The sequence below is a fragment of the Haladaptatus sp. T7 genome (assembly GCF_026008575.1).
GTDB lineage: Archaea > Halobacteriota > Halobacteria > Halobacteriales > Haladaptataceae > Haladaptatus > Haladaptatus paucihalophilus.
Window position 1 is genome coordinate 179,912 of record NZ_BROP01000004.1, and the last position, 25,769, is coordinate 205,680.

Genomic DNA, 25,769 nt, shown 5'->3' on the forward strand with positions numbered 1-25,769 from the left:
TTCCGTTTAGAACTCCTTCCAGTCGTGTCGCTGTTCGAATGTGTGACCGACGCGGAGAACGGTATCGTCGTCGAATCGTTCACCGACGAAAATCAGACCGACAGGAAGGCCATCGGACGTTCCACAGGGAACAGAGAGCGCCGGATGACCTGTAACGTCGAACGGTGCCGTATTCGAAAGCATGTTGAGCGCACGGTCGATGACTTCGAGGCGACTCAAGTCGTCGTCCTGTCGGTGGGCGGTTTGTGGGGTGGTCGGCATCGCCAGGACGTCAACGTCGGCGAGTGCGTCGTCATATTCGTCGGCTAACGCCCGGCTGAGGTTCTGCGCTTTCGCATAGTAGTGACTCCGGTACTCGTCAGCGAGGTATTGACCGAGGACGAGCGTCAACTTGACCGTCGTGAGGTAATCATCGGCCTGTACGCGGCGTGCCTTGCCGAAGGCATCCATGAACTGTGTATCGTAGTAGCCGTCGCTGAAGTGTCCGATACCCTCGTTGTTGACGGTGGCCGTCGTCTCCTCGATGACGATGCCGTTCCAAATCGGTAACCCATCCTTGTGCATCGGAATCGAGACGTCAGTCACTTCCGCACCGGCATCAGCGAAATGATCCAGCGCATCGCGAACCGTCTCGTCTACGCCTGATTCGCTCTGTTCGTGGCCGAAACCGTCCTCGACGACGCCGATCGTCAGGTCTTCGGGGTCGTTCGTGAGTGCGTCTGTGTAGTCGTCAGTTGGGACGTAGCCTTGACGCGGGTCCAGTGAGTCCGCGCCAGCGATAACATCCAGGACACGAGCACAGTCTTCGACAGTGGTGGCCATCGGGCCGATGTGGTCGAACGAACGACCGAGCCCCGCGATGCCCGTGTAGGGAACGAGGCCGTGAGTTGGTTTGTGGCCGACACCGCCGCTCCAGGCCGCCGGGATACGGATCGATCCGCCCTGGTCGCCGCCGATGGCCACGTCCACGTCGCCGTTGACGACCGCTGCTATCGACCCGCTCGAAGAACCGCCAGCGATGTACTCCGGGTCACGAGGGTTCAAGACAGGGCCCGTCGCCGACAACTCACCGCTCCCCGAGAACGCCATATCCTCCATGTTCATCTTTCCGGTGATGGTTCCGCCGGCGTCGAGGAGGTGCGTGACGATTGTAGCGTCCCTCGAAGGTACATAGCCCTCGAAGAGCTTCGAACCGCACGTCATCTCGACCCCAGCGACTGCAACGTTATCCTTCACCCCGATTTCGTAATCGGCGAGTGGACCAGAATCAGCACCGCTGACCTCGCATTTCGTCACAAACGCATTTAGTGGGTCTTCCTCGGCACTCGGTCGATATCCCGGTTCACGGTCAGTGTACTTCCGACTCGGGCGCGGCTCGACGAGTTCGTCGATGCGTTCGTAGGCTTCGAGCATCCCCGGAATCGCTGTGCGGAAGTCTTCGACTTCCTCGTCAGTGAGGTCGATATAGTGTTCGGCTGCTTTCTCCCGGATTTCCTCGGGCGTCGGTGGCTGAATGTTCGGTGGAACGTCTGACATACCCTCTATAAGGCGGTCTACAAAACTATTAATCACGTGGGTCGGTAACAATATTCCTGAATTTCTGGTGTACGTGGACGGAATGCCCGCGCGCGGCGTATCGTCTTCCAGTGACTACAGCTCACTGGCGTCTCCTTTTCTTCGCTCACGACCGATCAGCCCGGGCGTGCGGCCCGCGACCGTTCCGGGGTATCGTGAATCGGTTTCTCAAACCCGTTCGGCATCTTGTGTCGACCGCAGAATGCCCTCGGCGACTTCGGATGAGGAATCACTCCCCATTCAGTCTTACTGGAAAGTATGATTGTTCAGTATTACTAGTTAGACTGGGTGGTGTAACTCAACTGCGTTCCTGACTGGACGGAGATATCCCGTCTCTACCGTCCGGCCCTGTTTTCACTCGCCGGCACGTGGGAAAGACCATGCCAATCGATCTGTTGTTGCCACAGGTGACGACCCTCGACCAGACCGAACTCAGCGTTCGCGCCGAAGCACTCGGCTACGATGGCCTTTGGCTCGGCGAACTCTGGGGGACGAGCTCTGTCGTCCAGCTCACCGACATCGCCGCCCACACCGAGACGGTCGACCTCGGGACGGCAATCCTCAACGTCTTCTCGCGGACCCCCGCCGTCTTGGCGATGACGGCAGCCACGCTCGACCAGGTCTCCGATGGTCGGTTTCGGCTCGGCGTCGGAACGTCGACGAAAAAGGCCATCGAGGACCTCCACGGCATGGGGTGGGACGACCCCAACCCGGTCCGACGGGCGCACGAGACCATCGAACTAACCAGGGCATTTCTCGGTGACGAGGGGCGTGTGGAGTATGATGGCGACGTCTTTTCGGTTCGGGACTTCCCGTCGCTGGACGTCGACGTACCCATCTATCACGCCGCGCTCGGCCGCGCAAATCGGCGCGTCGTCGCACGGCTCTGCGACGGCTGGATTCCTCACAACGTGCCATTCCCCGACCTCGAGGAGGCTTTCGAGTACATCGCCGACCACGCGGCAGAAGCCGGTCGCGATGAGGACATCGATGTCGCGCCGTACGTCCCCGCCGCCGTCAGCAATGATGTCGAGGCGGCTAAGGACGCCATCCGGGGGCACGTCGCCTATTACGTGGGCAACGGTCGGGGCTACGAGCGATCGGTTGCACGTCGATTCCCGGACGACGCGGCCGCCGTCGCCGAGGCGTGGCGCGAGGGCGACCGCCAGACAGCCATTAGGAACGTCACCGACGAGATGGTCGAGGCGCTCGGTGTCGCGAGAACGCCGGAACAAGCCCGTGAACAGTTTCAGCAGATTTCCGATATCGACTGCATCACCCGACCGTTGGTGACCATCCCGAGCAACGCCGACGAAGGAATGACCGAGCGGACTATCGAAGCGTTGGCACCGTCGAGTTACTGACGACCGCATTCGGCTGAAAGCGAGGTCTCATCGACTCCGTATTTGTATTTGACCCCTCTGCCAGTGTTTGGGAGACAGATTCTCGTGAATCAATCAGAACCCGCGGTTCTGATGATAGCGACTGACTAGTATTCCCCCGGCGTGGGAAGCCTCACTGACTGCGGCGCCGAGGACGCCGTCTCACCGCATTGGTCAAGACGACCGTCGCGTGCGGAACGGCAATTCTGATTCGACTCGGTTTCTTCAATGCCCCCGATACGCACCGAACGTGGGGGAAAATGCCGGTACTCGGATGCGTCAGTCGCCGTTGACGGCGAGGTTGATGTACGGAAGGACGAACGTGATCAGCGTGTGTTCGGCTTTTCGGAGGTGGTTCGATGCGGTAGTTTTCGTGATCCCCATCTCGTCGGCGAGTTCTTCGAGCGTCACTTCCCGCGGGATTTCGAAATAGCCCTTCTCGACCGCTGTGTTCAGGAACTCGCGTTGTCGCGGTGGAATCGATGCGAACAGTTCCTGCCACTCGGCGCGGCTCGGCATGATTTCTCGTCGAAAGTCCCTCGTAATGCGTTCGACCGAGACGCTCCCGAAATCCGAGAGGAGTTCTATCGCCTTTGCCAGTTCGTCGCGGTCACCCAGAAGCAGGTTGAAATATTCACAGCCGTTTTCGAGTTTCGTCGGTCCGATGGGGAGATAGCCTTCGTACATGAGCGCCTGGAAGGGTGTGAGTTCGGTGAGACGACCGCGGAGCAATACGGTCGCCGCAAATCGACCTTCGGACGTTTCGTACCGTTCGACGACGTCGATACTATCGACCATCTCGTGCGTTCGAATGACGTCGAGCGTCTCCTCGTAGTCGTTCGTTTCCAGCGCCAACATCCCGATGTACCGGTGGTTACGAAACGTCGATGCGATAAATTCGCCGAAGACATCATATTCGGCGAGTTGGGCGGTCCAATCGCCGTCGTACCGGACTCGCACCTCGGACGTCAACATCGTACTGAGGACAGCGTGCTGGTTTTATAAGTGTTCTTCGTTACCGCATCGCAATCATCCAGCAGCACGACGAGATGTGCACGAGCGGCGGAACGACAATCACGTCCGCCACGGGGAGAGGAGGGTCGCAACCGAGGCGGAATCACGGAGACGCCGCTCCGTTTTTTCGATAGCCGACGGCGGTAGCGTCGGTGTGACGAGACGGCGGGCTTTCTCCCGTCGCACGTCGTCGGCGAGGGGTTGTTCCCGTGCACCCGGTGGACGGGTGACGTCGGAGGCGTACGTTTCGCTCTCGGTGTCGAGTTCGAGGCGAGCGAGACAGTCGCCCGGGAACCGTCCATCGAGCGCCTCATCGACGCGCAGTTCCACGGCGTCGGAAAGCGCCAGAATGTCGGGGTCGGACAGCGCATCAGACGCGTGTTCCGCCTGCGTGAAGCGTCCGCGGACGAGCGCCGCCGCGACCGGGAACGGATATGAGTACTGCGCTTCTTCCGGGGAATCGGGCGACCGGGTTCGGAGGTGGGTCGCCTCCTCGAAGGTGTGGACGCGAACCGTCTCGACGCTCGTCGGGTCGATAGCGGTCGACTCCGCCAGCGATAACGCGGCTTCGACGCCGGGCTGTACCCACCGACAACACGGATACGGTTTGAGGTACGCCTCCGTGACGTGATGGACGTCGCCGAACGGGGCGACGACGCCGGTACCCACCTCGTCGAAGACCGTTCCGGACCCCGTGAAACCGGACGCGGCGAGTTGGGCCGAGACCGCACCGACGTACGACCCCCATCCGATACCGTCCTTCGTCATGCCGGGCCGTTCGACGCCACGCATGATGGGCGTCCGGGGAGCGTGATACTCGGCGATTCCGAGCGCGTGAGCGGTTCGATCTGTTGGAAAATCGCGTAGACGGGCGACGGCCGCGGCGGCACCCACCGCACCCCACGACCCGGTTCCGGTGTACACGCCGTCGAGGTGGTGAATCGCCAGTCCGGCCCGGACGCCGATTTCGTAGCCGACGTAGACGGCATCGAGTAACGTCTCGACCGTCGCATCCACGGATTCCGCAGTGGCGAGTGCCGCGGGAACCACGACCGCGGCCGGGTGCCCCTTCACCTCCCGATGGCCGTCGTCGATATCGAGAGCGTTCGCCGCCGTCGCGTTGGCGAGCGTCGCACCGTCCGGCTGCACCCTCGTCCCGCTGCCGTCGAACAGCGTCGCGGTCGATTCGCCGCCGAATCGTTCGACTGCGTACCGGCGGACGATATCAATTCCGTCCTGTCGATACCCCGCTGCCATCGCGGCGAGCGTGTCGAACACGCGGATTCTGACCGCTCGTTCGACCGACGATGGAAGCTCGCGGAGCGTGACCGAGTGGACGAACGCGACCGCAGCGGTCGTGTCCATCGTGTCTACGGTCATCTCAGAGGTAGACGACGACGATTTCGTCCTCGACGGTCACCTCGTACGTGTCGACCGGTGGTTCGTCGCCGCTCGAACCGCAGTCACAGTCGTCGGGCGTGGACGGACGGTCGGCTTCACGGTCCGCGGATTCCTCGTCGGCCGATTCGACCGTGGCTTCGAACGACCGGGCGCGGACCTTGTGCGGGTTGAATACGGAGCGGCCGGTTTCGATGTCGAACTCCCAGCCGTGCCACGGACAGCGCAGGATGTGGCCGTTGTCCTCCCAATTCACTTCGCCGGTGCGCTCGACGGACGTCGTGCCGGTCACCTTCCCCATACATAGGGGCGCTCGTTGATGCGGACAGTCGTTTTTCAGTGCGTAGTACTCGCCATCGACGTTGAAGACGCCCACCGAGATGCCGTTCAACTCGGTTATCGTTCGTTCTCCGGGTGGCAGCTCCGTCGTCGGACATATCTCGAATCGTTTTTCCATATGTGCTACCTCACTTGGTCGGAAGGCTCTCCGGGTCGTCCGGGAGTCCGTAAAGTTCCTGTGCGTTTCCAGCCATCACACCCGCCTCCATTTCCTCGGGCATCGGCGGAAGCGCGTAGAACGGCGAATCCGTGTCCCAGTGGGGATAGTCGCTGGCGAACATGACCGTCTCCGAGGCGTTCATCATCTTCAGAATCTGGAGGAGGTGCTCTGGGTCGTCCGGTTCTTCGATGGGCTGGGTGGTGAACCGAACCTGATCTTTGACGTATTCACTCGGCGGCTTTTCGAGGTACGGGACTTGCGCGCGGAGCGCCTTCCAGTCTTTGTCCATCCGCCAGAGGAAGTGCGGCACCCAACTGAGGCCCCCCTCGATGACGACGAAGTCGAGGTCCGGGAACGACGGCAGGACGCCCTCCGCGACGAGGCTCACGAGTTGCCCCATCGCGTAGGTGCCGAGAAGCGTGTGCCACTCGAAGTAGGTGCGCGGATATCCGGCACCAGTCGGCGGTCGGGTGACGCCGTGCCCCTCCGTGTACGGGTGGAGCGCTATCGGAAGCCCCATCTCCTCGGCGGCCTCGTACATCGGCCAGTAGTACTCGTGTCCGTAGGGGAGCTGTGCGGCCATCGGCATCACGACTTGGACGACGCGTGGATGTTGACCGAGATTTCGTATCATCTCCGCCATCCGTTTCGGCTTCTGCGGTGCCGCCAGCAGCGAGCCGACGAACGGTCCGCCCTCCGAAAGCCAGCGGTCGATGGCCCACTTGTTGCTCGCGACGGCGAGTTCGGCCGCGTAGTCGTCGTTCGGGAGCGCGGTGAGGTTGAGGTACGAGTTACCCGTCAGAATCGCGTAATCGACCCCGAACTCGTCGAGGTGTTGCTCTTTCATCTTCGGGATGTCCGACCCCGGATGGCTCCCGTCGTCAGGGATAGCGTCGCGTCGGGAGAACTCCGCAACGTTGTCGTAGAGGATTTCCGGTGCCTGTAGTCCCCGGTCTTTGTACTGCTCGGGGAGGTACTGGATGACCTCCGATTCGTCTTTCCACCGTTGATGGATGTCACAGTCGATGAGCGTCGGTGCGCCATCGGTAGACCGCTGCGTTCGTCGTCTCGTCATCGATTGGAAGTAGCAACTCGGGAAATCCCGTTATAGGTCAGGGCGAACTTGTAACGGATATATATCCCCTCTCGAATTTGCGGGTTCCATAAAAGCCCTTGAGATGTAGGTGCGAAGGGCTACCGTGATGGCGTCGCTTCGAACGAGCATGCAACGAGTCCGTACGGGGATGGAACCATGACGACCTCGCGGGTCGCCACGTGTCAGTTCGAGCCGAGTCTCGGCGAGACGGCCGCGAACATCGAATCGATCGCGGAACTGGCATCTGGATTGCCGGAGACCGTCGAATTCGCCGTTTTCCCCGAACTCTGCGTAACCGGCTACGACCTCACCGACGTTTCGACCGTCGCCACTCCGGTTCCGGGACCGATAACGGACCGACTCTCGGCCGTCGCGCGCGACTCCGGGGTCGCGCTCGTGGTCGGGCTACCGGAAGCGGACGAAAAATCGGTGTACAACTCGCTCGTGTACGTCGACGAACACGGCGTCGTGGCGACCTATCGAAAACGTCGTCTCTGGGGTGCGGAGGCGGACCATTTCGCGGCGGGAACCGGTCCCGTTACGGTCGAGACGCCGGTCGGCACGCTCGGATTACTGCTCTGTTACGACCTGAACTTCCCCGAACTGGCGCTCGAATACGGACGCGAGGGCTGTGACCTGCTCGCGGTGAGCGCGGCGTGGCGACAGTCGTTCGAACGCGATTGGCGGTTGCTGTGTCGCGCACGGGCACTCGACGGGCCCTGCTACGTCGTGGGGTCGAATCACGTCGGAACGCAGGCCGGTCGTCGCCACGCCGGGGATAGTTGTATCGCCGGACCGCGCGGCGATATCGTCGCAAAGACGACGGATGGCAACGGGGTCGCTTCTGCTACTGTCTCATTGAGAACGCTCTCGGAAGCGCGCCGAAAGAACCCGGTCCGGGAGAGCAGGGAACGAACGCGGGTGCGGCCGGAGTAGCTATCGGCGATGCTCACTCGTCGTCGGCTTCGGTGGAGTATTTAATAGCCGACCATGTGCGACGAACCGACTATCGAATCGGTGTCCGTCCGATACGATATGAGCGAGACGATACTGCTCCCCTTGCGCAATTACCGTCCGTGGGCGGAAGCCGTCGCGGGTGCCGCTGCAGCCGTCGAATCGAGTGACGTGACCGCCCTCCTGCTCTACGTGTTCGACGAGGAGGAACGGGCTTCGACGCGGGCGAACATCGACGACGACGGTTCGATGACGGTGGACGACCTCGCGGCTCGAAAGTCGGGAATCGTGGCGGCGCGTGAAATCCTCCAAGACGCGGGCGTGTCCGTCGAAGTCCGAGGACGGGAACAGGTGGAGACTACGGCGGACAGCATTCTCACCGTCTCCGACGAAGCGGACGTGGACCGCCTGTATCTCTATGGGAGAAAGCGCAGTCCGACCGGAAAGGCGGTGTTCGGGAGTACGCTTCAGCGAGTACTGCTCAACGCCACCGTTCCGGTCACCGTCGTTCCGTCGAACGTGACCGGGTGATTCGGTCCCGTCTTATAAATGATGAACTAATACGGGTCAATTATTAGGCCCCTCTTCGCACAAAGACGGGGTATGCCACAGTCAGTCACACGACGAAGGTTCCTCGCGGCAGGAGGTGGTCTCGCCGCTACTGCCGGTATCGGGGGGCTTTCGGGCTGTCTCACCCTCGCCACCGAACTCGGAGGAGGGTCGGTCAAAGTCAGCTCCAAGCGATTCACCGAACAGGAGGTTCTGGGCTACATCGCGTACGAGGCGCTCTCCGCGAACACCGACTTGAACGTCACCGACCAGGTCGGTCTCGGTGGAACGACGACGAACTTTCGTGCCCTCGACACCGACGAGGTACAGTTGTACTGGGAGTACACCGGGACGGCGTGGCAGACGCTCCCGCCCCAACACGACACGGTTATCTCCGACCCCGAGAAGCTCTACCGAAAGGTGAAGGCGGAGTTCGAGCAGAAACACGGGCTGACGTTTCTTCAGCGTGCACAGCTCAACAACACGTACGTCATCCTGGCGAACCCGGACTGGGCGAAGAAGACGGGCGTCGAAACCCTCTCCGACTTCGCGCAGTTCCTCCAGAACGACGGTTCGAACCTCACGGTCGCGCTGAACGCCGAGTTCCAGAGTCGGGCCGACGGCTGGCCGGGACTGAGCGAGCATTACGGGTTCGCGGACGACCTCGGGAACGTCACCGTGAACAACATCGGCTCCGGCCTGTTGTATCAGGTCATCGGAAAGGGGTCCGCCGACGTCGGCGTCGGCTTCAACACCGACCCACGAATCCTCCAGTTCGGTCTCCGCGTACTCACCGACGACAAGGGATATTTCCCGGTCTACAACGCGGCTCCGTTGGTGGACAGCGAGACGTTGGAGAACCACCCGTCGATTCGATCCCTCCTGAACGCAGCAAGCAACGGACTCACAACCGACGTGATGCGACGCCTCAACAAGCAGGTGGCCATCGAGAAGAAGAACCCACAGACGGTCGCGAAAGAGTATCTGCAGCGAAAGGAGGTCATCTAAAATCGATGTTCGAAAGTCACCTCGCACTCTCGCACGCGGTCACACCGCTCGCGCTCGAAAGTTACGTGGAGTATCTCGCCAAGAATCAATCGCTCCTCTGGGAACTGTTGCTCAATCACATCATCGTCGTCGTCGACTCGGTGTGGCTCGCGGTGGTCATCGGCGTGCCGCTCGGAATCCTCGCCACGTTCGACGACCGGCTCGGCAAGGCCATTCTCTGGACCGCGGGGATGTTGATGACGGTGCCGAGCATCGCCCTGTTCGGCCTGCTCATCCCCCTCGTCGGCATCGGGAAGATACCGGTCGTCATTGCGCTGGTTCTCTACGCACAGCTTCCCATCGTTCGGAACACGTACGTCGGTCTCACGCAGGTCGATTCCGCGACCATCGAAGCCGGTCGTGGGATGGGTATGACCCGACGACAGCGCCTCCAGCGTATCCAACTTCCCCAAGCGATACCCGTTATCATGGCTGGCGTCCGCAACGCGGTCGTCATCCTCATCGGTATCGCCGCAATCGGCGCGTTCATCGGGGCGAACAACCTCGGAGACCCGATTTTTAACGGTATCAGCGAGGCCTATCCGGCGGCAATCGTCGTCTCGACTGTGGCGGTCTCGCTGCTCGCACTCGCGTTCGACTACGGTTTCGGCGTGCTGGAACAGCTGTTCCGGCTTCGAAACGGAGAGGACGTTGAACAGGCGCTCGCCACGCGCATCATTCGGCGGTCGATAGCATGAACGACACACACGAATTCACACAGGAGGCATCCAGCATGATCACATTCGAGAACGTCACGAAGGTGTACCCGGACGAAACGGTCGCAATCGAGGACATCACGTTCGAGGTCGAGCGAGGGACGACGACGGTCTTCGTCGGACCTTCCGGCTGCGGGAAGACGACGACGATGACGTTGGTCAATCGGCTCGAAGAACCGACCGAAGGGACGGTCTACTACGACGGAACGGACATCCAAGAGTTGGAGAAGGTCGAGCTACGACGGGACATCGGCTACGTCATTCAGGAGATCGGGTTGTTCGACCACATGACCGTCGGCGAGAACGTCGCGACGGTGCCCGAACTTCGGGGATGGGACGAAGACCGAATCGACGGCCGCGTCGACGAACTCCTCGAACTGATGGGTCTTCCACCCGCGACGTACCGCGACCAGTACCCTTCAGCCCTGTCCGGCGGGCAACAGCAACGGGTCGGCGTCGCGCGTGCCCTCGCCGCCGACCCGGACGTGATTTTGATGGACGAACCGTTCGGCGCACTCGACCCCATCACCCGGGCCGAACTGCAGGACGAGTTCCTCGAAATTCAGGAGCGCATCGATACGACCATTCTCTTCGTCACGCACGACATCAACGAGGCGTTGAAGATGGGCGATAAAATCGCGGTCTTCGACGTCGGCGAACTCGTCCAGTACGGAACGCCGCGGGAGATATTGGAGAACCCCGCGAACGACTTCGTTAGGGAGTTCATCGGCGACAATCGGGCGCTCAAGGAGTTGCAGATAACCCGCGTCGAGGAAATCATGCGACCGGCAACGGTCGACAGGGAACCGCAGGCGGCCGCGGTCGACGGCGGCACGTCGGACGCCGAGGCGGCGTCGGTTGCTGACGTTCACGTGTCGCCGACCGATAGCGCCGAGGTGGCGCTCTCTCGGATGATAGAAACGGACACCGAAGCCCTCCGTGTGGTCGAGGACGGCGATGTCGTGGGACGAGTCACCGAACGGGACATCCGAGACTACCGGTCTATGACCGAGGTGGGTGCGTAATATGAGCGTCCTCGGAACGCTCGATGCGGCGCTCACGTACATCCTCTCGCACTTCGATACGTTCCTCACGTTGTTGCGGGAGCACCTCGCGCTCGTCCTCGTGTCGGTCGTCCTCGCCATCGTCGTCGCTATCCCGTTGGGTGTCCTTGCCACCCGGAACAAGCAGGTGAAGCGGGTCGTGATGAGCGTCGGAAACGTCGCACAGACGGTGCCGACGCTCGCCATCATCGCGCTCGTGTTTCCCCTACTCGGCCTCGGGTTTCTCCCGTCGCTCGTCGGACTGTTCACCTACGCGCTGTTACCGATTCTCACGAACACGGTTGCTGGCCTCGAAGACGTGGACGAGAGCACGGTCGCGGCGGCCCGCGGCATGGGAATGACGGAGAACCAGATTTTGCGAAAGATCAAGTTGCCGCTCGCGCTTCCCGTCATCTTCGCCGGGATTCGGACGAGCGCCGTCCTCAACGTCGGCACCGCCTATCTCGCGTTCTTCATCGGCGGTGGCGGACTCGGGGTGTGGGTGATAACCGGCATCTCCCTCTTCGATACGCCACAACTCCTCGCCGGGGCGATTCCGGGCGCGCTGCTCGCCATCGGGTTGGACCTCCTCTTCGCGCTCATCGAACGACGGCTCGGGACGAATTCGGCCCAGACACAGACTATCGCGACCGGATAGCTCTTTTTCGTTGTACTGACCGCGGATTGGCGGGGCGACCCCCGGCAACGAACGGTTAGGTGGCTTTCCCGACCGATTTGGCTCCCAAATAGAATACCGTGGGTTATTTTATACCCGATGATTATTACTCGTGTGAGTATCAAATGACCGAAAATGACGACCGGATTCGCACGACGCACATCGGAAGCCTACCTCGACCTCCGGAACTGCTGGACCTACTCACGAGACGTCAGGACGGGGAAACCGTCGACACCGACGAGTGGGATTCGACCGTCGCGGACGCGACCCGCGATGTCGTTGCGCGACAGGCCGAGGTCGGTATCGACGTCGCTAACAACGGCGAACAGTCCCGCGTTTCGTTCAACTGGTACGTCGCGGACCGCCTGAGCGGCATCGAGGGGAAGCGCGAACAGGAACTCTGGGCGGACCTGCAGGAGTTCCCCGACTACGCCGAAGAGACGTTCAAAACGGACGTCATCGACCTCTCGATGCACCCCGTCGTCACCGGTCCGATCGAGTACACGGGCCAGGACGAGGCAGAAGCCGAACTCGCGCGGTTCCGCGACGCGCTCGCGGCCACCGACGCCGATTTCGAGGGGACGTTCGTGACCTCGGCGTCGCCGAGCGTCGTCACCGCCACGCACGTCAACGACTACTACGACTCCTACGAGGAGTTCCTCTTCGCCGCCGCGGACGCGATGGCCGAGGAGTACGAACTCGTCGCCGAGACCGGAATGACCCTCCAGATCGATGCCCCCGAACTCCTCACCGTCGGTCAGACGGCGGCGTACGCGGGAGAATCCCTTGAGGACATCAAAGGGGCGACGCGCCTCCACGTCAAGGCGCTCAACGAGGCGCTGTCGAACGTCCCGGCGGAGCAGGTTCGGCTTCACACCTGTTGGGGGAGCTACGAGGGACCCCACCATCTCGATACGGATTTGGTCGAGATGCTCCCGGAAATCTACGAAGCCGATATCACCGGGCTCAGCATCGAGCAGGCGAACCCCCGCCACCAGCACGAGTACCGCGCGTTCGCCGAACACCCGGTTCCCGACGGTTGGACGCTGATTCCGGGCGTCGTCGACGTGAAAACGAACATCATCGACCATCCCGAGACCATCGCTGACCGCCTCGAACGGGTCGCCGATGAGGTCGACGACGCGACGCCGCTGGTCGCCGCGCCCGACTGTGGCTTCGGTACGCAGGCCGGACTCGGAATGGTGAGTCCCGAGATAGCGTGGGCAAAACTGGAGGCGCTCGTCGAGGGTGCCGAAATCGCGACCGAGCGTATCGACGGGTGACACGATAGTCAGCGCGTTGAACGCTGGTTATACGCGTGCGAGTCGTGTGATTCGGTGGTAGACTGCAAACCGTACCTTCAACTGTTCGGGATTTCCGCGTCTTAAGGCGCGGGAGGATAATTGGTCATCTCGGAGTCCGACCGCCTCCTCTAAGTGCCTGATTCCTCGGTCTCGATGGACGCACTACACACCCGACACATATCCGATTGCCAGCTCACAGTTGCAACCACTGGCTGTTCTTTTTCGCACCGTGGACAGTATGCTTTCTCTTTGAGCACTCGGATTGTTCTTTGAAGTCTAACACGATAAGTTCTTTTTCAGCTTATGTATGTATTAGTAATTTGTTATGTGTTCGTCAACTCCCCACCGTAGATTTTGAAGTATTCCTGTGACGGGGGACTATCCGTACTATCACAACATCCGTAAACCACCACGATTAAATTTATCTATTCCTCATCGGTTAATTCTATCACTTGGATAATCAATCAACTATAATTATATTCTGTCCTTCGAAAGAGTGTCTCCTCGCCACGCTCTTCCCTGTCACCCGCCGTTCTTCGCGGTCCCCTCTCAGTTCCGAAATTCACTGACACAACGGTCACGATGCCGCTCCACCGTCGTCTAGTCGGAGTCGATAGTGCGTCCCCTCTCGGTCAGCGGATCGAATGTCGGGTACGTCAGTACGTCTACGGACGGAACTGGTCGGGTGATTCACTCGACCGCATCTACCGCTGGAATACAATCGGTGATGGGACGATATTCGGGACGAGCGGGGGACTATCTCTGTCGGCGTTGGACGTTTCCGGAGTCCGGTTTCGTTTCGAGAATGTGTCCACAGCGTGTGTCGCACTTCTTGGATGGGATACCCTCGCTACCGACGTTCGTATCTCGATAGGAAGCAATGGCGTGGTTGGTGGATCAGGAGTGATGGCGCCAGACCCGGGGACCGTTCAAGCCCGCTGTGCAACCACGCAACGTTAAAACCGTATCCGACGTTCGGTAAATACTTTGTGGTGATTTCAGAAAATAAGAACGTGTTCGCATCGATAACCTATCCTCGATTTCGCCGTGGAACGGAGTCTGTGGTACTGTTGGCAGAAGAGACGTCGAACTTGAACTCGAACTGATTCGACTCGGTACGAGTGATACGGTGCGTACTCACTTTGAAACGGCCGTCGACCCTCTATCCGAGACGGTGGGGTTCGACTCTCTCGCCGTCTCGGTAGACGACTGCACCGTCGTCGATGCTGAAGTGGGTGATCTCTCCCGTGATGGTGTAACTGTCCCGCCAGGGGCCGACTTTGCCGTTGACGGTCGTCCCCGAGAGTTTGTCGGACCAGTCCTTCGAAGCGTCCATCGCCGTGCTCTTATCGATCGTTCCGTCCACGGTGAGTTCGTACTCGCTCCATCGTTCCGTCCCGGTTCCGTCGATGGTGATCGTCCTTTCTTTCGTTGACGAAGACGAAGTGTCGGAAGACGAGGATCCGGTGAGACGGGAGTCGATCCAATCGAGGAGAGAATCCGTGTCGTGGTGTGGGGCCGTCGTATCCCCATCGAGTTCGAACGTCGGGGTGAACGAGACGTCCACGGTACCGGCGACGTCGGCCGTTCGTTCGACTGCGCTGTCGTAGTCCCCACCTTTCGCGTCACCGATGATTTCGGAGCGGTCGCCGACGCCTGCCGATTCGAGATGGTTTCGCATCTCTCCGTACGTGACCGTCCCCGAGACGAGTTCCTGGAACATCATCTCGAAGAAATCCCAGTACTCGGCAGGACGCTCGTTCCACGCACTCAGTGCGACTTCCGAAATCCGTGGGTCGCTGCTGGAAATATAGTAGGTCGATGAGCCGTGGGAGGTCGTTCCCGGCGGCTGATAGGCGAGTGCGCGAAACTCGACGTTGAGCTGGCCCGTGGTGACGTACTCGTCGATAACGTCCTTGAGGTTGTTGTTGACGAAATTCTGCGTGTACGGACACTTGAAGTTGCCAAAGACGGTCGCCGTCTGGTTGTCCGCATCCGTTCCCATCGTCGCGTACGTGAGGTCGTCCGTATCGTCCGGAACCGGCACCCCGCCGACGGATGGTGTCGCGTTCGCGGTTCCGACCACCCCGAGTCCGAACGTCGCCGCAGATACTGATTTCATGAATGTGCGTCGCGTTGAGGTCTGTCGCGCCATCGAGTTACTCCAATAGTGGGGGGAGTAAAATGCCGGGCGACCGTTCAAATGTTCACTCCGATTCTGACGATTCCCGAACTGTTTCGAAGCTGTGGGAGTCGATAAACCGAAGCGAACTCCACCGCATTTTCTCGGCTATATCCCAAAATCATGTGTGGAAAATAATACTAAGAACTAGTTAGAGAATATAAATTTAGTTTTTATTGTACAATATTGTTTACACCTGGTAAAAATACCAACCCGTGTTTTTGCTCCGCTTATCCATTACTGACCTGAATCTCCGTTCTCGAGCCATGTGGCACGGTAACGAATTAAGACCGGTCTCCGGTCGTCCTTGAGGAAGTATAGTGACTTCCTGAGCGAGACCTCTGGGCCAACCTCTGGAGTGTAACCATCTGGTACTACTTCCCAGTGTACTGTATAGTATTACCAAAATCGCCCCATTTTTATTCGTGCATTTGTACTTCGTCTCGGTCGGTCCCCTTTCTCGGAACGATATCGGTGTCACATATCTAGAACCATGCGGAACCATTAACCCCTATCAAAATAACCACTGGAGTGATGAATATTAATGGCCGTGTTACCGATGGTGATGGTGAGTGCCAACAGTCCGTCGCGTACATCGTCGCCGAAGACGGCGAGAAATCACTGCAGTCGCATGGATGGGAGACGATGGCGTCGAGACCGGAGCTTCTTTCGCTCGACGACATCACGGATACCGATTTGGACGCGTACGATGTTCTGTGGTGGCACAGCGAGGAACCACTCGATGACGGAACCGAAGCGTCCGAAGAAATACGGTCGTTCGTCGAATCTGGAGGGGGCCTTCTCCTGAGTCACGGTGCCGTCCTCGCCGCCGTATCCCTGGACATCGAAACGCAGCGACCCGATGTCGTTCGTCGCCGTTCGGTGGATTCCGGGGGATTTTTGATACGAACCCTCTACGAAGACCATCCCATCTTTGAGGGATTCGATGAACCGGAACTCCTCACGACGTCCCGGTCGGAGGGACTCGTCGTTCAGTACGAAAAGCGCTCGCCGTACGACGGCGACGTACTGGCCGCGAGTGTCGAATCCGCACGGCGGCACCCCGCTCGGAAATCGCTCCTCCATTGGCAGGTCGGTGCGGGACGCGTCATCGGTATCGGACACGGACTACACGCATCTGCGGACGAGGACCCGCATTCGTCTTCCCGTCTACGATTGCTCGAAAACGCACTGTCCTACCTTTCGGATGATGGAGACGTACCGCCGACGTTGGGGCGTCCGAAGGGCGAAGCGGAGTTCGAGGCGATGCGTGAGGTCGTACGGGACCCCCGCCACCGGCCAGCGTATCATTTCACTCCGCCAGCGAACTGGCTCAACGACCCGAACGGCCTCGTTCAGTGGAACGGTCGCTATCACTTGTTCTATCAGTACAATCCGGCAGGACCGTTCCACGGGTCGATACACTGGGGGCATGCGGTCAGCGACGACCTCGTTCATTGGACGGACGAACCGATCGCCCTCACACCGACTCCGGAGGGCCCGGATGAACACGGCTGTTGGTCGGGGTGCTTTATCGATGACGACGGAACCCCCCGGCTGTTGTACACCGGTGGGCAACACGAGGATCAACTGCCGTGTTTAGCGACCGCGGAGGACGACAGTCTTCGCTCGTGGGAGAAGGAGCCATCGAATCCGATCATCAAATCCGTCCCACGGTCGGTCGATATCCTCTCTACCGTGGACTGGAGCGCGGAATTTCGTGACCACTGCGTCTACAACGTCGACGACACGTGGTACCAACTCATCGGGTCGGGGGTCGAAGACGAAGGCGGAACGGCGCTGCTATTCAAATCTCAGAACCTCCAGGATTGGGAGTTTTGCTATCCACTCCTCGTCGGCGATTGGCGGGAGACGGGACCGGTATGGGAGTGTCCGGAACTCCTTCGATTCGACGAGGGAGCCCTCCTGCACGTTTCCGATTATCGAAACGTCGTCTACTTTACCGGGGAGTATGACGAGACAGAGCATCGGTTCGAACCGACGCATCGGGGAATACTCGATTACGGCTCCTTCTATGCGCCACAGTCCTTCGAGGACGACCGGGGACGGACCATCTCGTTCGGCTGGGTGAAAGAAGATAGAGACAGCGAGGAACGGTGGGACGCTGGCTGGTCGGGCCTGATGTCGCTCCCCCGGGTCGTTACGATGACGGACGAGCAGTATCCTCGAATCACGGTGGCGGACGAAATCACGCAACTGCGAGACGACTGTCACCGATACGAGGATCTTCGAGTCACACCGTCCGAAACGGGATATCTCGAGGAGATATCGAGCGACACGTTGGAGGTCGAACTCACCGTCGATGCACGGGACGTCCACGAGTTCGGTATCGTCCTCCGACAATCACCGGACGACACCGAGCGAACCGTCGTTCGCTGTAACGTCCCGCGCCGATTGCTCACCGTCGACCGAAGCGATTCGAGTACCAATCCGAACACCAACGACGCTTCACAGACGATGCCGATTCAACGTGCGGAGGACGGGACGATTCGTTTACACGTCTTTCTCGATCGATCCGTGCTCGAAGTCTTCGCGAACGATGCGCAGTGTCTCACCAGTCGCATCTATCCGACACGTTCGGACAGCGTCAACGTAGACCTCTTCGCAACGCGGAAAGACGTGGTCGTCGAGTCGCTCGCGGTTTGGGAACTGGATACGACGACGCCCTGACGAAGCACGGGTTCTTTTTCGACCAGTCGCCGCTATGTCAACGAATCTAAATTAAAGATTAATCACTGTAGTTAAGAAACGTTCAAGTAGTAGGGTGAAAGACAATGATGTTAATGGGTAGCATATCGATACATCAGGTGCGGAAAGAATACGACGGTGACACGGGGACGGTCACCGCTGTCGACGATGTCAGTCTCGAGGTGAGCGATGGAGAATTTCTGACCATCGTCGGACCATCTGGATCGGGAAAGTCGACGCTGCTCAGAATGATCGCCGGGTTGGAGGACATCACCGGCGGCAGTATTCGGATCGGTGAGACGGTCATCAACGACGTCCCGCCACAGCACCGAGGCGTCGCGATGGTCTTCCAGAATTACGCGCTGTACCCGCACATGAGCGTGCGGAAGAACATGTCCTACGGTCTCAAGTTGACGACCGACCTCGGTAGCGACGAAATCCGCCGCCGCGTCGAGGAGACGGCGGAGATGATGGGCATCGAGGAGCACCTCGAGAAGAAGCCTAACAATCTCTCCGGAGGACAACAACAGCGCGTCGCGACCGGACGAGCAATCGTCCGGCAGCCCGAAGTGTTCCTCTTCGACGAACCGCTGTCGAATCTCGATGCGAAACTGCGACTCCACATGCGAACGGAGCTTCAGCGGATTCAGAACGAACTCGAAACCACGTCCGTCTACGTTACCCACGACCAGACGGAGGCGATGACGATGTCCGACCGCATCGTGATTCTCCGAGATGGAACGATTCAGCAGGTCGGAACGCCCGAGGAAGTGTACGCGAGACCGACGAACCGATTCGTCGCGGATTTCATCGGCTCTCCGTCGATGAACTTCTTCGACGTTTCACTCCAGGGAACGACGCTCGCCGCCCCGAGCTTCGAGTACGACATCTCATCGGAGTGGGCACAACAGATCCGCGAGAACGGGACGAGCGACGAGTTCGTCCTCGGCATTCGCCCCGAACACATCGAAGCGACGGCGGACCAGTCGGCCCCGATTCGAGCGCGACTCGACGTCCTCGAACACGAAGGGAGCGACAACTACCTGTACCTCTCGAAAGGGGACGACGAATGGACGGTCCGCGTCGACGGAAACGTCCGGTACGACAGCGGAACGACGGTCGCTCTCGACCTACCTGCGGAACACATCCACGTGTTCGATAGACGCACCGGTGAGAATCTATTGCTCCGTGAGCGGCCGCTTCAAGAACGAACCGACTCGTCGGCACCTGCATGAGCGAGATGATCGACAGGACTCCACCCCCGGTAGCGGGTGGTCTCTGCAGAACCGTGTGACGAACACTCGACTACGAACCGAAAACGGAAATCGATACAATGACGCAGAACGACGCCAACACGACCGAATCGAACGGAAACCGAATCTCTCGCCGCCACGCTATCGGTACGGGTGGTGCGGTGTTGACGACCGCCCTCGCGGGGTGTAGCGGACTCACCGGCGGTGGCGGGTCGGATTCGGATAACTCGGGGAAATCCGGTGATGTCAACGTGGATTACTGGATGTACTTCGGGGCGCAGGAAAAAAAGGAGATGACGGAGCTGGTCGACGAATTCAACAAAAAGGACAACGGTATCCACATCAACGCGCAAAGCGTTCCGTTCGGAAGCTTCCTCAACAAGCTGTTTACCGCCGTCAACTCCGGGAATGCACCGCACATCGCCAGTTACTACGCCTCGTACGGTCGGCATCTCAAACCGATCACGGACCCCATCGACGACTACCTCTCGTCGAAGTCGAAGAGCGCGTACTTCGATATCGCACGCGAGAACACCAAGATAGACGGGAACACATACGCCCTTCCCATCGACGTTCACGGCAAGGGGCTGTACACGAACGACAAAGTCCTCGAGAAAGCGGGTGTCGACCCGGACTTTTCCGACTGGGATTCGTTCTCGAACGCTGCGAACACCATCAAGAAGAAGACCGACGCTCGTCCCTTCTCGTTCATCAACTGGAAAGCGGGACAGGCGGCGTACCGCGCATACATCATCGCCCTCACGCAAGCGGGCGGTAACGTCCTCACCGGTGAGCCGGGGGACTACAAAGTCGCATTCGACAACGAGAAAGGGATGCAAACGGCCCAGCTCATGAACGACATCACCGGGAAACTCGGCTGGGACTCCCAGAAGTTCCAGAGCGAATCCGCGCGCGTGGAGGATTTCGTCTCGGGCAAACTCGGCATGTTCATCGCCGGAACGTGGTCGATCAACAACTTCGAGAACGAGAACGGCGAGATTCCGTCCGACCTCTCCTTTACGTTCAAGAAGCCGTTCATGTTCCCCGGAGAGGGCGACAATGTCGCATGGGCCGAGTCGAATTCGCTGTACTTCCCGACGAACTCGAACCACACCGAGGAAGAGAAGAAAGCGGCCGTCGAGTTCGCGGAATTCGCCACCCAAAACAACACCCTGTGGGCGTCCGCTGGCGGTCACCTCCCGGCCGCGAAATCCGTGGCGACGTCGAAGAAAGTCAAGAACACGAAGCTCTGGACGGAGTTCGATACCATCTCGACCATGTACGAGATGGTGAAGGACAAACAGGTTCGGTACCAGCCACGGACCGGAATTCACATCAATAGCGACAAGTTCTGGGGCCCCTTCATCGACATGTATCTTCACAATACGTCCGTGAAGAAGGGTGTGAAAAACAGCGCGACCTCGCTCCAGCAAGCCTTAGATCGGCAGTAGGTGGTTCATCATGAGTAACGTCGATACATCTACAACCGCGGGGCGATTCGGGTCCATCCGAGAGCAGGTCGGAAGTCAGTCGACACGCCAACTGCTCGCTGGGCTCCTGTTTGCGGCCCCGTACTTGCTGTTGTTCAGCGTCTTTCTGCTGTATCCACTGTTGAAGGGGCTCTACATGAGCCTCTTCGAGTGGAACTTCCTCGACCCGTCGCAGTCGACGTTCGTCGGGGCGGCGAACTACGCTCGCTTGTTGAACGACCCGATGTTCTGGAACGCGTTCTGGAACACCATTCAGTTCGTCGCGATGACCGTTCCGCTCATCCTCGTCGTGAGCATGGTGCTCGCACTGGGGCTGAACAAGGAACTGAAGGGGAGCCGAATCCTCCAGTTCATCTACTTCAGCCCGTACGTGCTCACCGTTTCGGTCGTCGGCATCATCTGGCTCCAGATGTTTGCACAGAACGGCATCGGCACGCTGTTACTCGGCTGGCTCTTCGACGGATCGCCGCTGAACTCGAAGTTCTGGGCGATGCCCGTCATCGTCGTCACGACCGTCTGGTGGCAATCGGGCTTCTACTTCGCCGTGTTGCTCGCGGCGCGACAGAACGTGCCCTCTCGACTCTACGAGGCGGCGCGTCTCGACGGCGCCGGGCCGTGGCGTATGTTCTGGGACATCACGCTTCCGCACATGAAAAACGCCGTCCTGTTCGTGTTGGTCGCATCGACGATCTTCCAGTTCCAGATCTTCGGCCAGCCGTACATCATGACCAAGGGCGGTCCGGCCGGAAACACACAGACCCTCGTCTTGTACCTCTATCAACTCGGATTCGAAACGCGCGACCTCGGCTTCGGCGCAGCGGTGGGATACACGCTGTTGGCTATTCTGGTCGGCGTCTCGATTCTGAACTACGTCATCGTGGGGACGAACAATGAGTAATACAGATACCACCGTCGACGAATCACAGGCCGAATATTTCGACAGCGAACGGCTCTATCGGATCGGGTTGTACGTCGTCATGTACGGGTTGGCCGCCTTGTTCTTCATCCCGTACTGGCGGATGTTCCAGCTATCGGTGACGCCGATGAAGTTCATCTCGCAGGGTGGATTCCACCTCGTCCCGCCGGAGATCACGTTCGCGATTTGGAAGCGATACCTCATCGAAGAGCCCATCATCTACCAGTGGGCGTTCAACACGCTGTTGATCTCCTCGATTACGACGTTCATCGTGCTGGTCGTCGACTCGATGATCGCCTACTCGATTACGCGTTTGGAGTGGCCCGGGCGGAGCATCGTGCTGGGCGTCATCATGGCCAGCTTCATGATTCCCGGATACGTGAACATCATTCCGCTCTACACGTTGATCAACGACCTCGGGCTCATCAACTCGTACTGGGCCATCATCCTGCCGTTCGCGGCCGGACCGCTCGGCGTGTTCCTGCTCGTGCAGTTCTTCCGCGATATCCCGAAGGAACTGGAGGAAGCGGCGCGTCTCGACGGATTCTCGTCGGTGCGTATCTACACGCACATGATCCTTCCGCTATCGACGCCCATCCTGACCGCGCTGGGGCTGTTCGTGTTCATCTGGAGCTGGAACCAGTTCCTCTGGCCGCTCATCGTTCTGAACGACGATGCGCTCTTCACGCTCCCCATCGGCGTCGTCACGCTCCGCTCGGTGAACGCGCTCTCGCCGAACCTCATCATGACGTCGCTCGCGCTCGCCTCGATGCCGTTGTTCATCGTCTTCCTCCTGTTCCAGGACAAACTCATTTCGAGCGTCCAGATGCAAGCGGGGACGGGATAACACATGGCCGAGACGGACCAAATCGCGTTTCGCAGCGCGCTCACGGCGGTACCGAGCTTCGTCTACGGCAACGCACTTCGATTGGTCGTCCTGAGCGTCGCGTGGGTCGTTTGCTCGCTTCCGCTCATCACGGTCGGACCCGCGACGCTGCTCGCGTATGCGGCCGTTCAGGACCTGCGGTCGGAGCGGAACGCGGTGGATGTCTCACGCTTGGGCTCGGTTCTCCGACGGAACGGCGTTGCGAGCGTCGTCTTCAGCGGCGTCCCGGTGGTCTTCGGCGGTATCTCGGTCCTTTACGGAATCCCGGCGCTCTCGCGGGGCATGCTGCTCGGCGAAATCATCGCGCTCATCGCCGGGTACGTCGCGATGTATTCCGCGTTGGTGCTGGTTCCAACGTTCAGCGCGATGGCGAGGGGCGTCTCTCCGGTGAGTGCGCTTCGCTACGGGATTCGGTGGGTCGCTTCCCACCCGACTGCCGTGCTCTCGATGGCACTTCTCACGGTCGTCACCCTCGTCGTGACCGCGTTGCTCATGGTCGCATTCCCCCTCCTGTTCGCTGGAATCGCCTTCTCGTTGCACGTCATCGTCACCGACGAGTTCGACACGCGCGCGGACGAAAACGGGCGGGCTTCGGCACTGGCGGCCGTGTGAGTACGCCATCTATTGTCCTCTCTCCGTTCGGTATCGTATCGACTGGGACGAGACGTGCGCTGGCGAGGGGATTATCGCGTGCTTGTGTGATATTCTAGCGATTTACGTGACGTAGCGGGAAATAAATATATTATATTATAAAATTTTATTTGAAAAAATTTCAGTGTGTGATGCATCTCGAAACTGCCTTTAGGATGTGGTAATATTGTAGACGCATGGACGATCAGGTCGAGGCGGAAGACACGGTTCTCCAGGAGACGCTCGAGGAGAACATCGGGATGTCTCAGTACGAGGCCAGTGTGTACCTCGCTCTTATCCGCGGCGGAAAGCAGTCGATGACGGAAATATCGGAGTCGAGCGGCGTCCCGAAACAGCGAGTGTACGACACCGTCAGCGACCTTCGGAACGAGGGATTCGTCGAAGTCATCGACGACTATCCGCGGAAAGCCTACGCCATCGACCCGTCCGAAGCGCTCTCGCCCATCAAGCAACAGATTACGCGAACGGAAGAGCGACTCGACGAACTACACGAAGCGGTAGAGGAAGTCGAAGGCGGTGTCGCGCTGTTCAAGAGCGAACCGACCATCAAGAAATACATACGAAAGGTGATCGAATCGGCGGAGGATAGCCTCTTTCTCCTTCTCCCGCGGAAACACCTGGACACGCTTCGAGACGACCTGACGGCTCTGCCCGCCGACGTCCATTCTCGCCTCATCGTATCCGACCTGACCGAAGACGATGTCGACGGCGACGATATCTACCTCGACGAATCAGTCTCGGCCCTCGCGGACGACATTCACGGAGTCACCTCCAACGAACCGCTCATGGTGAGCGCGGATCGGGAACGTGCATTCTACTGGACTCACGGCTCGAAACGGAAGATGACGTCCGAAATGCAGGGGTTCTACATCACGAATCCCGAGCTCGGATTCCTTTTTGATAGATTCCTCTCCGATTCTATCTGGCCGCTCGCTCGCCCGGTGAACCCGACGGACGACCCCGACTGGCCCACGTTTCCGAAGGAATACATCCGACTCAAGGACTGCCTTTCCGACCTCAAACGCGTGACACGGGAACGGGCGCTCGAGTCCTTCGAGGTGGAATTCGAGGGCTACGATACCAGAACCGGTGAAGCGGTGACGAAGCGTGGAACGGTCGCCGGGTATTATTTCACCGAATTCGATATCAGAGCGACGCTCAAAGTCGAACTCGACCCGGAGTACGATTCCGGCACGTCCGACGTCGTTACCGTCGGGGGGTGGAAAGCGACGTACGAAGACTACCAAGCACGTCGGCTCACCGTTTGGGAAAAAAGCGGGAAAGACCATCCCGCCACCATCGACGACGAAACGGAACGTCACCTCCTGCGCTGTCGAGAAGAGATCCCCGAGGAGTTCGGCGACGGTCGAATCGCACTCGGAATGGATGCGTTCGTCGACCGGATGCGTGAATTCATCGAGGAACGGAACGGGTCCCGCGATTACGAATCGATGCGAAAGTTCGGTGACCTGAAGGAACTTCTCATCGAATTCGAAGCGAGCGACAGCGTCCCGGTCATCGAATGGGTCCCCACCGAAACGATTCCCGGTGGGCACACGGTCCATCTCGGGCAAGTTTTCGACGACTTCGGGTACGACCTCACCGTCTTTGGTACGTTCGGCGACCCGATACATTCCGTCTTCGAAGACGTGTTCTCCACCCACGATGTCCTCAGTGCAGGCGAGCCGACCTTCGCCGATTACATTCTGTTCGAAGACGGGAAGCTCATCCTCCGCGAGCCGAACTTCGACCAAGTGGATTGGGACACGGTGGTCGAGGAGATCGGTATCGAGACGCTCGCGGAGTCCGTCGATGGGACGACCGTCCTCGGTTTCGGGTCGTGGTCGAACATTCCGTCTCTTCCGTCCGTTTGGGATGGATTTCGGGACGAAATTTGGCCGCTCCTCGAACACCCACCGAACTCGGTCGTCATCTCTCCCGCGGACATTCAGCAAATGTCACCGAACTTCGTCAAAAACGGGCTCCAGTCCCTCCGCGCTCTCGACGACGTCGTTCCCGTGACGGTTACGACGAACCGGACACAAGCAAAGCGTCTCCTCACGGTCCTCGACGAGGAGGGGACGGACAGTTCGCTTTCGAACACGGCCATGACCCTCCGTAACGAAATCGGTGTTTCCAAATTCGTGGTCCACACGCTTCTCGAGGCGGCACTCGCCCGAGAATCCGGTATCGTGACCGCGCGAGCACCCAGACCGGCCCCCGAACAGGTCACGAACTCCGATGCCCACTTCGATACGGGGCTGACGCTCGGCCATGCGGAGGGGCTGTCCGACGGGACGTCACTCATCCTCGCGAATACGGTCGCGGGGTGTTTCATGCGCGAGGGAGTTCCGCCGACCGAGGAATCCATCCGTCATCTCCTCGACCAATACGACACCCTCTTCGAGGCTTAATAGCCCCGCATCGAC

At 59.5% G+C, this 25,769-nt stretch carries 21 protein-coding genes; 15 read left to right on the top strand and 6 right to left on the bottom strand.

The window, feature by feature from the left end; all coding sequences use genetic code 11:
• Positions 1-6 precede the first annotated feature (6 nt).
• Positions 7-1,536, bottom strand: coding sequence for an amidase (locus OPC11_RS12685; protein ID WP_264782121.1), 1,530 nt, complete (start codon positions 1,534-1,536; stop codon positions 7-9).
• Between the two features lie 419 nt (positions 1,537-1,955).
• Here OPC11_RS12685 and OPC11_RS12690 point away from each other — a divergent pair, with 419 nt between their 5' ends.
• Positions 1,956-2,939 (top strand): LLM class flavin-dependent oxidoreductase, encoded by a 984-nt coding sequence (locus OPC11_RS12690; protein ID WP_264782122.1) that lies wholly within the window; start codon positions 1,956-1,958, stop codon positions 2,937-2,939.
• 297 nt (positions 2,940-3,236) lie between these two features.
• Here OPC11_RS12690 and OPC11_RS12695 read toward each other — a convergent pair whose 3' ends face one another.
• The 4 genes from OPC11_RS12695 to OPC11_RS12710 form a co-directional block, all read right to left on the bottom strand.
• Positions 3,237-3,932 carry a helix-turn-helix domain-containing protein gene (locus OPC11_RS12695; protein ID WP_264782123.1) on the bottom strand — a complete coding sequence of 232 codons (696 nt, stop codon included), beginning with the start codon at positions 3,930-3,932 and terminating at the stop codon, positions 3,237-3,239.
• A 99-nt stretch (positions 3,933-4,031) separates the two neighbouring features.
• Positions 4,032-5,351 (bottom strand): MmgE/PrpD family protein, encoded by a 1,320-nt coding sequence (locus OPC11_RS12700; RefSeq protein ID WP_264782124.1) that lies wholly within the window; start codon positions 5,349-5,351, stop codon positions 4,032-4,034.
• Position 5,352: 1 nt separating this feature from the next.
• Positions 5,353-5,826, bottom strand: a complete 474-nt coding sequence (locus tag OPC11_RS12705) for a Rieske (2Fe-2S) protein (RefSeq protein ID WP_264782125.1) — start codon at positions 5,824-5,826, stop codon at positions 5,353-5,355.
• Positions 5,827-5,836: 10 nt separating this feature from the next.
• A complete protein-coding gene (locus OPC11_RS12710) occupies positions 5,837-6,943 on the bottom strand; it encodes an amidohydrolase family protein (protein ID WP_264782126.1) in 1,107 nt (368 codons plus the stop codon).
• A gap of 177 nt (positions 6,944-7,120) precedes the next feature.
• Here OPC11_RS12710 and OPC11_RS12715 point away from each other — a divergent pair, with 177 nt between their 5' ends.
• From OPC11_RS12715 to OPC11_RS12745, 7 genes are all read left to right on the top strand, one after another.
• A complete protein-coding gene (locus tag OPC11_RS12715; protein ID WP_264782127.1) occupies positions 7,121-7,900 on the top strand; it encodes a carbon-nitrogen hydrolase family protein in 780 nt (259 codons plus the stop codon).
• Between the two features lie 99 nt (positions 7,901-7,999).
• Positions 8,000-8,449 (top strand): universal stress protein, encoded by a 450-nt coding sequence (locus OPC11_RS12720; protein WP_264782128.1) that lies wholly within the window; start codon positions 8,000-8,002, stop codon positions 8,447-8,449.
• 72 nt (positions 8,450-8,521) lie between these two features.
• Positions 8,522-9,475, top strand: coding sequence for a glycine betaine ABC transporter substrate-binding protein (locus tag OPC11_RS12725; protein WP_264782129.1), 954 nt, complete (start codon positions 8,522-8,524; stop codon positions 9,473-9,475).
• Positions 9,476-9,480: 5 nt separating this feature from the next.
• Entirely contained in the window at positions 9,481-10,212 is a 732-nt protein-coding gene (locus OPC11_RS12730) for an ABC transporter permease (RefSeq protein WP_264782130.1), read from the top strand.
• Positions 10,213-10,247: 35 nt separating this feature from the next.
• Positions 10,248-11,255 (top strand): ABC transporter ATP-binding protein, encoded by a 1,008-nt coding sequence (locus tag OPC11_RS12735; RefSeq protein ID WP_264782131.1) that lies wholly within the window; start codon positions 10,248-10,250, stop codon positions 11,253-11,255.
• Between the two features lies 1 nt (position 11,256).
• Positions 11,257-11,931 (top strand): ABC transporter permease, encoded by a 675-nt coding sequence (locus tag OPC11_RS12740; RefSeq protein WP_007983272.1) that lies wholly within the window; start codon positions 11,257-11,259, stop codon positions 11,929-11,931.
• Between the two features lie 143 nt (positions 11,932-12,074).
• Complete coding sequence (locus OPC11_RS12745; protein WP_264782132.1) at positions 12,075-13,232, top strand: cobalamin-independent methionine synthase II family protein; 1,158 nt, start codon at positions 12,075-12,077, stop codon at positions 13,230-13,232.
• Positions 13,233-14,415: 1,183 nt separating this feature from the next.
• Here OPC11_RS12745 and OPC11_RS12750 read toward each other — a convergent pair.
• Positions 14,416-15,375, bottom strand: coding sequence for a DsbA family protein (locus OPC11_RS12750; protein WP_264782133.1), 960 nt, complete (start codon positions 15,373-15,375; stop codon positions 14,416-14,418).
• Between the two features lie 594 nt (positions 15,376-15,969).
• Between OPC11_RS12750 and OPC11_RS12755 the strand changes: the two genes are divergently transcribed.
• The 7 genes from OPC11_RS12755 (at position 15,970) to OPC11_RS12785 (ending at position 25,754) form a co-directional block, all read left to right on the top strand.
• Positions 15,970-18,126, top strand: a complete 2,157-nt coding sequence (locus tag OPC11_RS12755; protein WP_264782134.1) for a GH32 C-terminal domain-containing protein — start codon at positions 15,970-15,972, stop codon at positions 18,124-18,126.
• 113 nt (positions 18,127-18,239) lie between these two features.
• On the top strand, positions 18,240-19,379 hold the full coding sequence (gene ugpC / locus OPC11_RS12760; RefSeq protein WP_049805661.1) for a sn-glycerol-3-phosphate ABC transporter ATP-binding protein UgpC: 1,140 nt from the start codon (positions 18,240-18,242) through the stop codon (positions 19,377-19,379).
• Positions 19,380-19,477: 98 nt separating this feature from the next.
• Positions 19,478-20,848 (top strand): extracellular solute-binding protein, encoded by a 1,371-nt coding sequence (locus OPC11_RS12765; RefSeq protein WP_264782135.1) that lies wholly within the window; start codon positions 19,478-19,480, stop codon positions 20,846-20,848.
• A 10-nt stretch (positions 20,849-20,858) separates the two neighbouring features.
• Positions 20,859-21,785 (top strand): sugar ABC transporter permease, encoded by a 927-nt coding sequence (locus OPC11_RS12770; RefSeq protein ID WP_049805662.1) that lies wholly within the window; start codon positions 20,859-20,861, stop codon positions 21,783-21,785.
• The gene (locus OPC11_RS12775; RefSeq protein ID WP_007983284.1) at positions 21,778-22,650 is read left to right on the top strand and encodes a carbohydrate ABC transporter permease; all 873 of its coding nucleotides are present in this window, start codon (positions 21,778-21,780) and stop codon (positions 22,648-22,650) included. The genes OPC11_RS12770 and OPC11_RS12775 overlap by 8 nt, the downstream gene beginning before the upstream one ends.
• Positions 22,651-22,653: 3 nt before the next feature.
• Positions 22,654-23,301, top strand: a complete 648-nt coding sequence (locus OPC11_RS12780) for a hypothetical protein (protein ID WP_264782136.1) — start codon at positions 22,654-22,656, stop codon at positions 23,299-23,301.
• A 215-nt stretch (positions 23,302-23,516) separates the two neighbouring features.
• Positions 23,517-25,754: a TrmB family transcriptional regulator sugar-binding domain-containing protein gene (locus OPC11_RS12785; RefSeq protein WP_264782137.1), complete on the top strand. Its 2,238-nt coding sequence runs from the start codon at positions 23,517-23,519 to the stop codon at positions 25,752-25,754.
• The last annotated feature ends 15 nt before the right edge of the window (positions 25,755-25,769 follow it).

Coding starts and splice junctions, on each gene's coding strand:
- OPC11_RS12685 (WP_264782121.1), bottom strand. CDS start 1,536: ATGTCAGACGTTCCACCGAACATTCAGCCACCGACGCCCGAGGAAATC.
- OPC11_RS12690 (WP_264782122.1), top strand. CDS start 1,956: ATGCCAATCGATCTGTTGTTGCCACAGGTGACGACCCTCGACCAGACC.
- OPC11_RS12695 (WP_264782123.1), bottom strand. CDS start 3,932: ATGTTGACGTCCGAGGTGCGAGTCCGGTACGACGGCGATTGGACCGCC.
- OPC11_RS12700 (WP_264782124.1), bottom strand. CDS start 5,351: ATGACCGTAGACACGATGGACACGACCGCTGCGGTCGCGTTCGTCCAC.
- OPC11_RS12705 (WP_264782125.1), bottom strand. CDS start 5,826: ATGGAAAAACGATTCGAGATATGTCCGACGACGGAGCTGCCACCCGGA.
- OPC11_RS12710 (WP_264782126.1), bottom strand. CDS start 6,943: ATGACGAGACGACGAACGCAGCGGTCTACCGATGGCGCACCGACGCTC.
- OPC11_RS12715 (WP_264782127.1), top strand. CDS start 7,121: ATGACGACCTCGCGGGTCGCCACGTGTCAGTTCGAGCCGAGTCTCGGC.
- OPC11_RS12720 (WP_264782128.1), top strand. CDS start 8,000: ATGAGCGAGACGATACTGCTCCCCTTGCGCAATTACCGTCCGTGGGCG.
- OPC11_RS12725 (WP_264782129.1), top strand. CDS start 8,522: ATGCCACAGTCAGTCACACGACGAAGGTTCCTCGCGGCAGGAGGTGGT.
- OPC11_RS12730 (WP_264782130.1), top strand. CDS start 9,481: ATGTTCGAAAGTCACCTCGCACTCTCGCACGCGGTCACACCGCTCGCG.
- OPC11_RS12735 (WP_264782131.1), top strand. CDS start 10,248: ATGATCACATTCGAGAACGTCACGAAGGTGTACCCGGACGAAACGGTC.
- OPC11_RS12740 (WP_007983272.1), top strand. CDS start 11,257: ATGAGCGTCCTCGGAACGCTCGATGCGGCGCTCACGTACATCCTCTCG.
- OPC11_RS12745 (WP_264782132.1), top strand. CDS start 12,075: ATGACCGAAAATGACGACCGGATTCGCACGACGCACATCGGAAGCCTA.
- OPC11_RS12750 (WP_264782133.1), bottom strand. CDS start 15,375: ATGAAATCAGTATCTGCGGCGACGTTCGGACTCGGGGTGGTCGGAACC.
- OPC11_RS12755 (WP_264782134.1), top strand. CDS start 15,970: ATGAATATTAATGGCCGTGTTACCGATGGTGATGGTGAGTGCCAACAG.
- ugpC (WP_049805661.1), top strand. CDS start 18,240: ATGGGTAGCATATCGATACATCAGGTGCGGAAAGAATACGACGGTGAC.
- OPC11_RS12765 (WP_264782135.1), top strand. CDS start 19,478: ATGACGCAGAACGACGCCAACACGACCGAATCGAACGGAAACCGAATC.
- OPC11_RS12770 (WP_049805662.1), top strand. CDS start 20,859: ATGAGTAACGTCGATACATCTACAACCGCGGGGCGATTCGGGTCCATC.
- OPC11_RS12775 (WP_007983284.1), top strand. CDS start 21,778: ATGAGTAATACAGATACCACCGTCGACGAATCACAGGCCGAATATTTC.
- OPC11_RS12780 (WP_264782136.1), top strand. CDS start 22,654: ATGGCCGAGACGGACCAAATCGCGTTTCGCAGCGCGCTCACGGCGGTA.
- OPC11_RS12785 (WP_264782137.1), top strand. CDS start 23,517: ATGGACGATCAGGTCGAGGCGGAAGACACGGTTCTCCAGGAGACGCTC.